Source organism: Dietzia aerolata (genome assembly GCF_014144865.1).
GTDB classification, from domain to species: Bacteria; Actinomycetota; Actinomycetes; order Mycobacteriales; family Mycobacteriaceae; genus Dietzia; species Dietzia aerolata.
Map to the genome: position 1 here is coordinate 1 of NZ_JAALDM010000053.1, position 11,116 is coordinate 11,116.

The window sequence follows — 11,116 nt, forward strand, 5'->3', positions numbered from 1 at the left end:
GCGCGCACCTGCTCGCGGTAGCTAGAGGGAGACGGCCGTTCGGGCAGATCTGTCATGCCTCCACGGTAACCGCGTTGTACTGTCCCTACCGGCCGCGCGCGGCGGCCCGGATGAGCGGCGAAGGGTGGCGACAACGCGTGGCCGAGGCGAAAACTGAGACACGATCAGGGCTGTGGACCGTCCACGGCGATGGGAAGAACATCGCTGCGGGCGAGGTCGTGGGCCCGATGGAGCGGCTGAGCTGGCCGCGGACGATCGGCATCGGCGCACAACACGTGGTGTCGATGTTCGGGGCGACCTTCGTGTTTCCCATCATCATGGGGCTCAACCCGCAGCTCGCGATCCTGTTCTCCGGCGTCTGCACGCTGCTGTTCCTCGCGGTGGTCAAGGGGCAGGTGCCGAGCTACCTCGGAACGTCCGTGGCGTTCGTGGGTGCCGTGGCCGCGATCCGTGCGCAGGGTGGCACCAGCGCCGAGGTGACCGGCGCGATGCTCGTGGCCGGCGCCGCGCTGCTCGTGGTGGGCGTGATCGTGCACTTCGTCGGTGGGCGCGTGGTGACCGCCGTGCTGCCGCCGGTGGTCACGGGCGCGGTGGTGATGCTGCTCGGGTTCAATCTCGCGCCCGTCGTGGCGGACACGTACTGGCCGCAGGACCAGTGGGTCGCGCTGACCGTGATGATCGTGCTCGTCCTCATGACCGTCGGCCTCAAGGGGTTCGCGGGGCGGATCGCGATCTTTCTCGCGCTGATCTTCGGCTACGTCCTGTCCTGGGTGTTGGACCTGGTCACCGGGCCGATCACGTCGTTCAGTGCCACCGCCGGCGAGGTGACCGAGCACATGCGCGTGGACTGGTCCGGCGTTGCCGACGCGGCCTGGTTCGGGCTGCCGCCCATGACCGATGAGGCCGCCGGCGTGGTGGGCATCCATGCGCCCGACTTCTCGCTCGCCTTCGTGCTGCTGGTGGTGCCCGGCGTGATCGCGCTGATCGCCGAGAACGCCGGACACGTCAAGGCGATCGGCGAGATCACCCGCACCGAGACCGACGGACTCATGGGTCGGGCCCTGGCCGCCGACGGCGCCGGCACCGTCCTGGCCACCTCCTTCGGCGGCTCCGCGACCACCACCTATGCCGAGAACATTGGCGTGATGGCCGCGACCAAGGTGTACTCCACCGCCGCGTACGTGGTGGCCGCGCTGACCGCGATCCTGCTCGGCTGCTCGCCCAAGCTCGGCGCCGTGATCTCCGCGACGCCCGGCGGCGTGCTCGGCGGGATCACCGTGGTGCTCTACGGCATGATCGGCCTGCTCGGCGCCAAGATCTGGAAGGAGAACCGGGTCGACTTCGGTAACCCCCTGAACCTGGTGCCGGTCGCGGCGGGCGTGGTGATCGCCGTGGGCGACACGACCCTGCACATCACCGACTCCTTCCAGCTCGGCGGCATCGCGCTCGGCACCCTCGTCGTGGTGCTCGGCTACCACCTCGGCCGCGTGATCGCGCCGGGCCTGCGCGCCCAGGCCGAGCGGGACGAGATCCACGAGCTGACCCTGCTCGGTCCCAATCCGGAGGTCGAGGATCCGGGGGCTGGTCAGGGCCCGGAAGCCGGGGAGGGCGCGGGGGCCGGGGAGGGCGCGAAGACATGAGGCCACGGGGGATCCTCGCGACGCTTGCCGTGGTGATGTCGGTGAGTTCCGGATGCGTTCTCGCCCCGCCCGACCGGAGCGCCGAGTTCGGTGAGCTGGTCGACGAGCTCAGGTCGATGCCGGGCGTGAACGGGGTCCGCGACCGCTACTCCAGCGGCTTCAGTCAGGGCCGGGAGCTGCGTCTGGAAGTGCTCGTCGAGGACGCCGCGACCGTGGGCGAGCTCGCCGCGGTGAGCGACACGGTGCGGTCAGCGGATGCAGACGGGCAGTTCGATCGATTCACCCGCCGCCTGATCTTCGCGCTGCCGCAGGACTCCCGCTTCTACTCCGGGGTCTCCAGGTTCGTCGTGGGCTGGGGCGGGTGGCAGGCGGGATACGACGCCCCCGCGGCCTGCTGGCTGGAGTTGACCCACCTGTACCCAGGGCTCGTGGTGGACACCATCGGCCACACTCCCGGAGCCGAGCGGAACCTGCTCGACGTCTACCTCCGGACCGGGCCGACAGCGGAAGCCGGGCCGGCCGGCCCGGACACCCTCACCGCCGAGCGGGCTATCACCCGCTGCCTGGAGGTCGGCGGGCCCGGCGGCGGATACGAGATCCGGTTCCGGCTCGACGGTCCTGTCGTTGAACTGGCCGGCAGTGCGCCTGATGTTCGGCGTGTGCTGGCCCTGCATCGGGTCCTGGCGGGGCTGGGTGGCTCGGGCGAGGAGTACGCGGTCGCCGGGTTCCGGATGGACGGGGACGAGTTGGCGGAGGTGACGGTCGCCGCGGTGCCCGAGGCGGCAGGGGTGGCTGAGCCGGATGCGGAGGCGGTTCTCCGCGATCTTGACTCGGCGACCGCGGGGGCGGGGGTTCCTGGTGGTGAGGTGGGCGAGCCGCGCATACTCGTGGCGGAGTAGCGGGTGCTCCGGCGGACTCGGCGATACCCCGGCTGATCGTGACTCACGTCCTTAGACTGGCCGGGTGAGAAGCTCTGGCGGTGGGGCGCGAGTGAGGGTCGCCGCTGCGGTGGTGGTTGCCCTGGCCGCCATGGCGGCCGGGACAGCCTGCTCCGCGCGGCCCGCGGACCGGATGATCGAGTTCGACATGCTCGTCGCCGAGATCGAGGAGATGCCGGGCGTTGCTCGTGTTCACTCCCGCTACTACAACAACGATGAGCAGGGCTCGATCGTCTCTGCACGTGTGGAGATCGAGGACGCGGCGGCCGTGGAGCAGGTCGCTGCGATCAGCGACCTCGTCAAAGAGAACAACACCCGGGTCGGGTATGACGGCTACGACAAGACGCTGCAGTTCATCCGCTCGAACCGGAACGCGATCTACACCAACTACTCCGAATTCGACGTCGGCTGGGACGGGTGGGCCACTGAACTCGATGCCCCCGCGGGCTGCTGGCTGGAAGTGACCAGCCGGTACGACGACCTGCTGGTGACTTCGGTCAGGGACGGTCGTGGGGCCGATCAAGGAGATTCAGGTGGCGGCGAGCCGCCGCTCCCGTTCGACCCGCCCCGGACGGTCCTTGACGTGCACTTCCCGCCCGATGCCGACGAGAACGTCCGAGTGGAGGAGGCACTCCCGCTCTGTCTTGACTACGGCGGCCCGGATGGGGAGAACACTGTCAGGTTCCGGCTCGACGGACCGGACATCGAGCTCCTCGATGACACCTCCGCAGACAGAGCACTGGAGTTGCACCGAAAACTGGCCTTCACTGAACGGCCCTACGCCGTCACGGAGATCATCGTGCTCGACGGCGACCCGGTCGAGGTGACAGTCGAGGCGCCTGAGGGTGCGCCGGTCCCCGATGGCGATGTGGTGTTCCGCGATCTGGCCTCCGAGGCCGGGGTCGAGCGGGTGATCGTGATGACGTATTCCACCCGCGGCGATCGGATGTTGCCCGGAGTGCGGGGTCCGGTGGCGACCGAAGTCCGGCCAGAGAGTGACCGAGGACGCTGATAGACCGGCCGCATCGGGCCTAGACTGGCGTGAACGCCCTCAGGGGGGAGGTATCGCCGTGGCAAGTCCCGAGACCCGGACGCACTCTCCACGCCCCACGACGCCGCTGCTCATCGACTCCTTCGGTCGCGTGGCACGAGATTTGCGTGTGTCACTGACCGAGAAATGCTCCTTGCGCTGCACCTATTGCATGCCCGAGGAAGGGCTGCCGGCGATCCCGGACGACCGGCGCATGACCGCCGACGAGGTCGTGCGCCTGGTCGCTCTGGCACACCGCAAGCTGGGAGTGCACGAGGTCAGGTTCACCGGCGGGGAGCCGCTCATGCGGGCCGACCTCGAGCAGATCATCGCCGGGACCCGCGCGGAATGCCCGGACCTGCCGATAGCCTTGACCTCCAACGGAGTGGGCCTGGAGCACCGCGTGGGTCGACTCGTCGACGCCGGACTGGACCGCATCAACATCTCGCTCGACACCGTCAACCGCGCGGAGTTCGCCGAACTCACCCGTCGTGACCGGCTTCCGTCGGTACTGCGCGGCGTCCGGGCGGCGGTCGCGGCCGGACTGTCGCCGGCGAAGGTCAACGCCGTGCCCATGCGGGCCACCCTGCACGGTGCCCCCGACCTGCTCGAATGGGCGCTCGCGGAGGGCGTGCAGTTGCGGTTCATCGAGGAGATGCCGCTCGATGCGGATAACACCTGGTCACGGGTGGAGATGGTGACGGCGCAGGAGGTGCTCGACTCCCTGTCGACCCGCTTCGAGCTCGAGCCGGCGGGACGAGATGACCCGTCCGCGCCTGCCGAACTGTGGGAGGTCGTCGGACACACGCGGCCGGACGGGAGTCCCGCGACGGTCGGCGTGATCGCGACGGTCACCCGTAACTTCTGCGCAGCCTGCGACCGCACCCGCCTCACCGCCGAGGGCACCGTCCGGTCGTGCCTGTTCAGCGACGACGAGACCGACGTACTCGGGGTCCTGCGCTCGGGGGCCTCCTCCGAGGAGGTGGCCGAGGTCTGGCGAGGCGCGATGTGGGGCAAGCAGGCCGGACATGGCATCGGCGGCACGGCATTCCACCGCCCGCGACGATCGATGGGGGCCATCGGTGGGTGACATGTCCGAGACGGGCGCTAGGGTCGACGATGTGAGCAGCAATCCCAGAGTGATCACCGTCGGCTATTACGCCGCGGCCGAGGACGCAGCGGGCACCGCCCGTGAGCACCTGCACACCGCCGCCACGACCGTCGGAGAGTTGGCGCGGGAGGTGTGCGAGCGTCACGGTGAACCGTTGGCCAGCATCGTGACCGTCTCGTCGTTCCTGGTCGGGGACGAGACCACCAGGGATCCCAATGCTTCGATCGCCTCGGTCTCGGAGGTCGACGTCCTACCGCCGTTCGCAGGAGGCTGACTGGTGCGCGTTCGCCCAGCACTCTCCGTCCTGACGGCCGTCCTCATAGGTACGGGGACCGCAGCATGCACGAACGAGGAGCCCGAGTCCGAGGTCGTCACCATCGGAGTGGCGGCGGCACCGTCGCTGGCCGAGTCGTTCTCCGAGCTCATCAGCATTTTCGAGGCCGAGCACCCGGGCGTGCGGGTGAGCATCGAATTGGGCAAGTCCACCGTGATCGCCGAGGGGCTGACCTCGCGACAGGACATCAACATCTTCGCCTCCGCCAGCCAGGAGGCCATGGATCACGCCGTGGCCGCCGGTGTGGCGGTCGAGCCCCGGCTCTTCGCCCACAACCATGTGGTGATGGCGGTGCCCTCCGGAAACCCCGGAGACGTCAGGAGCCTGAAGGATCTTGAGCGCGACGACCTGGAGGTCGGATTGTGCGAGGTCGCCGTGCCCTGTGGACAGGCCTCGGAAGTCCTACTGTCAGAGGCGGAGATCACGCCGGTCCACGTCGAGTACGCGTCCGGTTCGCGGGCCCTCACCTCGCAATTGGCGGACAACGATGTCGGCGTGGGCATCGTCTACCGGACCGATGTGGCGAGCTCCCACGGGTGGGTCACGGAGGTGGACGTGGACGCCAGGGACCGCGAGCTCCAGCGGGCCGCCGGCTCGGTCAACTATCTTCTGGCACGGGTCCCGGGGGCGATCGTCAGCGACTCCGAGGAAGGCGAGGCCACCGCGACGGAGGAGTTCATCGAACTCGTGCTCTCCGATCGCGGCCGGCTCGCCCTCAACAATTCGGGGCTTGAAGCCGTCGAGGGGTGACGGCGCCCGACCCGCGGCGTGGAAAATCCGCACCGCGTGTGGGTATTAACGAGGTCTTAGACTCTGCAGGCATGAGCTCCGCTGAACCGCACGCCCGGTCACGGCAACGGGGATCGTGGCACCGGCGTGCGACCCGACCGGTCCAGATATGGATGATCGCCCTGGTGATCATGGGCGTCGTGCACCGCTGGGTCCCGGCATCCACCTGGGTGATCGTGCACCTGTTCACCCTGGGGCTGATCACCAACTCGATCCTCGTGTGGGGCCAGCACTTCACCGAGACGCTTCTGCACCGGCGCCCGCCGGACAGCGCCCGGGCCATCCAGGTGCGCCGGATCATGGTGCTCAACGGCGGCATCGTGGTGCTCGTGGCCGGAATGATCGCCGCGTTCCCGGCGGCGGTCATCGCGGGGGCGGCGATCGTGGGTGGCGCCGTCACCTGGTACATCGTGGACCTGGTCCGGCAGATCCGGGCCGCGGCCCCGACCCGCTTCAAGCCGATCGTCAAGTATTACGCCGTAGCCGCGGCGTTCCTGCCGGCCGGCGCGATCGCCGGGGCGTTCATGGGTATCGGTGTGCCCGAGGAGTGGGCGATCCGGCTCCACGCCTTCCACCTCGCGGTCAACGTGCTGGGTTTCGTGGGGATCACCGTACTCACGACGCTGGTGACCTTCTGGGCGACAGTGCTGCGCGCGCCCATGGCGAAGGGCCAGGACGAGGCCGCCACCCAGTCGCTGGTATTACTCTCCGTGTCGGTGGTCGCGGTGGCGCTCGCCTCGCTCACCGGGGCCTGGCTCATCACCGCCGCTGCGCTGGTCGTGTACCTCGGCGCCGTGCTGTGGCACCTGTACTACCTCGCCCGCATGGCCAGGTCCACGCCCCCGCGCGAGTTCGCGTCGATGAGCATCGGCTGCGGCCTGATCTGGCTGCCGCTGGCCGTGGGCTGGGCCGCGTGGCTGGTCGCGGACGGGCGAGTTGCCGACCTCGGCGCGGTGACCGTCCCGCTCCTGGCGGGCGCGGCCGCCCAGATCCTGTTCGGGGCGATGAGCTTCCTCATGCCCACCGTCATGCGCGGCGGGCCGGCCGCCGTGCGCGCCGGGATGATCGAGATGAACCGCCTCGCGATGTTCCGGCTGGTGCTGGTCAACGCCGGGCTGATCGTGTTCCTGCTACCCGGCGGCACCAGCTGGACCCGCGTCGTCGGCTCGTCCCTGGCCTTCCTCGGCTTCGTGCTGTTCCTGCCGGTGATGATCCGCGCGGTCCGCGCCCAACTGGCCGTGATCCGGGAGACCGCCGCACTCCGGGCAGCGGGTAAGAAACCGGCCCGGGTCTCCGCTGACACTCCTCGGCCGGAGATCGCGCCGGGTGCCCGCAGAAATATTGCCGGCGCAGTGGCCGCCGCACTGGTGGTGGTGCTCGCGACGGGAACCGCGTTGGCCGTGGACCCGTCCTCGCCACTTCGGAGAGCGAACAACGACGTCGTCGTCGCCCCTACCGGGAACACTACAACCGTCGAGGTCGCGGCGGTGGGGATGCGGTTCGTCCCCGACGCCGTCACGGTCCCCGCCGGGGACCGACTGAAGATCGTCTTCACCAACGACGACGACACCAACGTCCACGACCTGTACCTCACCAACGGCACCGACTCGGGCCGCGTCGAGCCGGGCGACACGGTGACCATCGACGCGGGGGTGATCGGCCGATCGCTCGAGGGGTGGTGCACGATCGCCGGGCACCGGGCCATGGGCATGACGTTCGCGGTCCACGTCGAGGGAGGCGATCCCGCGCAGGTGGGCGGCGAGGGTAGCGGCGCGGGCGGCATGGGGCCCGGCTCGGACGGTCACTCCATGCACGACCGTGGTGGCGGCCCGACCGACGCGATCGACGTGCTCTCGCCGCCGTCGGACGACGTCGTCACCCGCGACCCCGTCCTGGAACCCGCACCGACCGGCCGCGTGCACCGCGTCACCTTCACCGTTGAGGAGACCGTCGACGAGCTCGCGCCCGGGGTGAGGAGGCCGGTGTGGACCTACAACGGCGAGATGCCCGGGCCCACGCTGCGCGGCAAGGTCGGCGACGAGTTCGTGGTGACCCTGCGCAACGAGGGCACGATGGGGCACTCGATCGATTTTCACGCCGGCGATGTGAGCCCCGACGAGGTGATGCGCACCATTCCGCCCGGCGAGGAACTCGAGTACCGGTTCACCGTGAAACGCGCCGGCGCGTGGCTCTACCACTGCGCCACCATGCCGATGACCGGGCACGTCGCCGCCGGGATGTTCGGCGCGCTGATCGTGGACCCGCCGGACCTGCCGGAGGTCGATCGCGAGTACCTGCTGGTCGAATCCGAGTCCTACCTGGGCGCCGAGGACGAGCCGTTCGACATGGCCAAGATCGCTGCCGAGCAGCCCGACCTGGTGATGTTCAACGGGCACGCCACCCAGTACCGGCGTGACCCGCTCACCGCGCGCGTCGGCGAGACCGTCCGGATCTGGGTGGTGGTGGCCGGGCCGAGCGACGGCACGGCGTTCCACGTGGTGGGGTCGCAGTTCGACACCGTCTATAAGGAGGGTGGCTACCTGCTGCGCGACGGGCGCGACGCCTTCGGTGGTCGCGGCGGCGGGGCCCAGGTTCTGGACCTCGCGCCGGCGCAGGGCGGGTTCGTGGAGATGACCTTCGCCGAGCCCGGCCGGTACACGTTCGTCGACCACTCGTTCGCCGACGCCGAGAAGGGCGCGACCGGGTTCATCGACGTGGAGTGAGGGCGGCGTGAGGGTGGGCCGGGTTCGGGGCGGGTTCGGGGCCGTTCCCGAGCGGCGTGCGCATCGAGAAGTGGGTTCGGCGCACCCTCCTCTCGGCAAACGTGTGCAGAACTCTCTGCTCGTTGGCGCGCTGGCCTGAAAACCCGGCGCAGGTACGGCTGAACCCGACACTGGTGGGGCCGTAGAGGCTGCAGGGGTCAGGGAGACTGGAGAGGTTGCTCGGGAATGTTCCGGAGCCCGCAGCGGTTAAAGTAGATGACACATCATCATGAATCAGGCCGGTGCGGCCCGCCCTCACAGCGCCAGCCCGCCGGAACCGCCGCACGCCCCAGGAGAAACCATGCCCGTCTACGTCCAGAACCCGCATCCCCGCAGCCTCGAGCGTCGAGCCGCGGATGACCTGATCGCGCCCGACACCCAGATGGGCGCGGTCGAACTGCTGGTCCGGGACCTGGACGCGATGATCGCGTACTACTCGGAGGGCGTGACCCTCGAGGTCCTCGCGCACGAGGGGGAGACCGCGGTGCTGGGCCGGGCGGGTAAGTCGCTCGTTAGGATGCGCCGGATGTCTGACCTGCCACCGCGCAGGCAGGGGGAGTCCGGACTCTTCCACACCGCGGTGCTGTTCGACGACGAGGCCTCACTGTCCGCCGCGGTCGCCTCCGTCGCCCGCCTCGCCCCGCGCTCGTTCACCGGCAGCTCGGACCACCTCTACAGCCAGGCGTTCTACTTCGACGATCCCGAGGGCAACGGCGTAGAGCTCTACGCCGACCGCCCGCGCGAGACCTGGACCACCCAGGAAGACGGGCTGCTCGAGGTCGCCACCAACCCGCTCGACCCCAACGAGTTCCTGCGCACCCACCTGCCCAACGCGCAGGCGGGCCCGCCCCCGGCGACGCTCGGCCACGTGCACCTACAGGTCGGCGATATCGGGGTGGCGCGTGACTTCTACGTGGACGCCCTCGGGTTCGAGGTCAGGAGCGACGTGGGCTCGGCACTGTTCATCGCGGCCGGCGGGTACCACCACCACATCGCCGTGAACACCTGGGGCACGGCGGGCGCGGGTCCCCGTGCGGCGGCCCTGGGACTGGGCCAGGTCAATATCGACCTCCCGTCCGACGACGACGTCGCCGCCGTGCGCCAACGCCTGAGCGATCGCGGCATCTCCGCCCGCCATGACGGCGCCGTTCTCCGCGTGGACGACCCGTGGGGCACGCTCATCCAGGTGGGCGTCGAGCAAAGCTGACCCGCCAGTCGGCCGCACCCGCCAGCCAGCCAGCCGCCCTCAGCCCCGGATGGCGCGCAGCCGCTTGACCCCGGACCACGCCATGGCCAGATATGTCGCGGCCCAGACCGCGACGGCCGCCCACATCAGTTCCCGGCCGATCCAGGTGGTGAGCGGGACGCGGTCGGTGTCGCCGAGCGCCATGCTCGAGGCGGCGAACATGCCGAGCGGGAAGACGATCGACCACAGCGCCGGCGTGTACGTCAGCGGCACGCGGCACATGCCGTGACGCCATATGCCCACCGCCACCATCACGGGCAGCAGCCATGCGGCGATCCCCCAGAACATCACCAGCAGTCCGCTGACGAGCCCGCGGATGTCGTCGACGATCGGGGTGGAATCCATGCCCACGATGTGGGTGCCGGCCACCACCACCAGCGCCGATAGCCCCATGAGGATCCAGTATGGCGGCCCGATGTCTCGGGGACCGACCGGCAGGGTGATCAGCCGCATCATCACGAGGACGGCGGTACAGAGGTAGAGGACGATGCCCATCGACCACGAGATCACCGCAACCACCGCCAGCACGTCCTTGCCCGAGGTGGCGTGGTGCTCGAGGATCGCCGCGCCGATCGCCCCCGAGTGGATCGCCACCGACCACAGGAACCAGGTGCCGTCCACGTCGGCCAGAACCGAGCCCGTCTTACGGGACAGGAGGATCAGCCACGGGACGACGTAGCCGAGCACGATCGCCGCCACGGTTCCGACGACCAGCAGTGCGGTGGCCGCCAGGTACTTGTGGGTCGCGAGCGCGGCGGCCAGGACGTTGGTCGCCGCGGGGAAGGTGAAGAACTGGAAGGAGGTGCGGGGTTTGTAAGGTCGACGACGACGTCGTGGCGATACGCGCCGAGCCTCCAGAGAGCCAGGAGCACGAGCACCGCATACTCCAGTCCGGTGACGATCAGGAGTATGTCGGGCCGCCGTCGCCGGGCCGACCGGCGCCGCCGTACAGGCGTGAGGCGTCCAAGCCGGAGAACCAGCGCAAGGCGAAGGAGTTCGCGGAGAAGCTGCGTAACCGCAAGCGCTGACACCCAGGCGGCAGTGGCACCGCCCTCAGATCCAGGCGACCAGCTCCACCGGGTCGCCGGGCCCGGCGCCCTCGGGCACGAGAGCCAGGTGGGTCGCGCCGGCCAGATCGGCCAGGTGGGCGGTGCGGACCCGCTCCGCCAGGTTCCAGCTGCCGGTGCCGTCCGGGCGGGCGGGCAGGATGCGGGAGCGGCCCGGGTGCGAGAGCGCCGCGACGTCGTGGGTCTGCACGAACACCGG

10 protein-coding genes and 1 pseudogene are annotated in these 11,116 nt (G+C 69.7%); 9 read left to right on the forward strand and 2 right to left on the reverse strand.

All coding sequences use genetic code 11. The features are described from left to right. Positions 1–227: 227 nt before the first annotated feature. The 8 genes from G6016_RS04060 to G6016_RS04095 all read left to right on the forward strand — a co-directional run bounded on the left by G6016_RS04060 (position 228) and on the right by G6016_RS04095 (position 9,811). Positions 228–1,640: a uracil-xanthine permease family protein gene (locus G6016_RS04060; RefSeq protein ID WP_241729727.1), complete on the forward strand. Its 1,413-nt coding sequence runs from the start codon at positions 228–230 to the stop codon at positions 1,638–1,640. Positions 1,641–1,681: 41 nt separating this feature from the next. After that, a complete protein-coding gene (locus G6016_RS04065; protein WP_206682282.1) occupies positions 1,682–2,539 on the forward strand; it encodes a hypothetical protein in 858 nt (285 codons plus the stop codon). Positions 2,540–2,603: 64 nt separating this feature from the next. Further along, complete coding sequence (locus G6016_RS04070) at positions 2,604–3,590, forward strand: hypothetical protein (RefSeq protein WP_182631423.1); 987 nt, start codon at positions 2,604–2,606, stop codon at positions 3,588–3,590. A 58-nt stretch (positions 3,591–3,648) separates the two neighbouring features. Further along, a complete protein-coding gene (gene moaA, locus G6016_RS04075; RefSeq protein ID WP_182631424.1) occupies positions 3,649–4,698 on the forward strand; it encodes a GTP 3',8-cyclase MoaA in 1,050 nt (349 codons plus the stop codon). Positions 4,699–4,729: 31 nt separating this feature from the next. After that, positions 4,730–4,993 (forward strand): MoaD/ThiS family protein, encoded by a 264-nt coding sequence (locus G6016_RS17480; protein WP_338403507.1) that lies wholly within the window; start codon positions 4,730–4,732, stop codon positions 4,991–4,993. A 3-nt stretch (positions 4,994–4,996) separates the two neighbouring features. After that, entirely contained in the window at positions 4,997–5,803 is an 807-nt protein-coding gene (locus G6016_RS04085; protein ID WP_182631425.1) for a substrate-binding domain-containing protein, read from the forward strand. 71 nt (positions 5,804–5,874) lie between these two features. Continuing rightward, entirely contained in the window at positions 5,875–8,565 is a 2,691-nt protein-coding gene (locus G6016_RS04090) for a multicopper oxidase domain-containing protein (RefSeq protein ID WP_241729723.1), read from the forward strand. Positions 8,566–8,905: 340 nt separating this feature from the next. Next, complete coding sequence (locus tag G6016_RS04095) at positions 8,906–9,811, forward strand: VOC family protein (protein WP_182631426.1); 906 nt, start codon at positions 8,906–8,908, stop codon at positions 9,809–9,811. 39 nt (positions 9,812–9,850) lie between these two features. Here G6016_RS04095 and G6016_RS04100 read toward each other — a convergent pair whose 3' ends face one another. Next, positions 9,851–10,708, reverse strand: a complete 858-nt coding sequence (locus tag G6016_RS04100; protein ID WP_277815112.1) for a tellurite resistance/C4-dicarboxylate transporter family protein — start codon at positions 10,706–10,708, stop codon at positions 9,851–9,853. On the opposite strand from G6016_RS04100, the gene G6016_RS17135 reads away from it, so the two are divergent. Next, a complete protein-coding gene (locus G6016_RS17135; protein ID WP_241729725.1) occupies positions 10,684–10,878 on the forward strand; it encodes a hypothetical protein in 195 nt (64 codons plus the stop codon). The genes G6016_RS04100 and G6016_RS17135 overlap by 25 nt on opposite strands. 25 nt (positions 10,879–10,903) lie before the next feature. Here G6016_RS17135 and G6016_RS04105 read toward each other — a convergent pair. Beyond that, positions 10,904–11,116, reverse strand: a pseudogene (locus G6016_RS04105) (NTP transferase domain-containing protein); the annotation flags it as partial.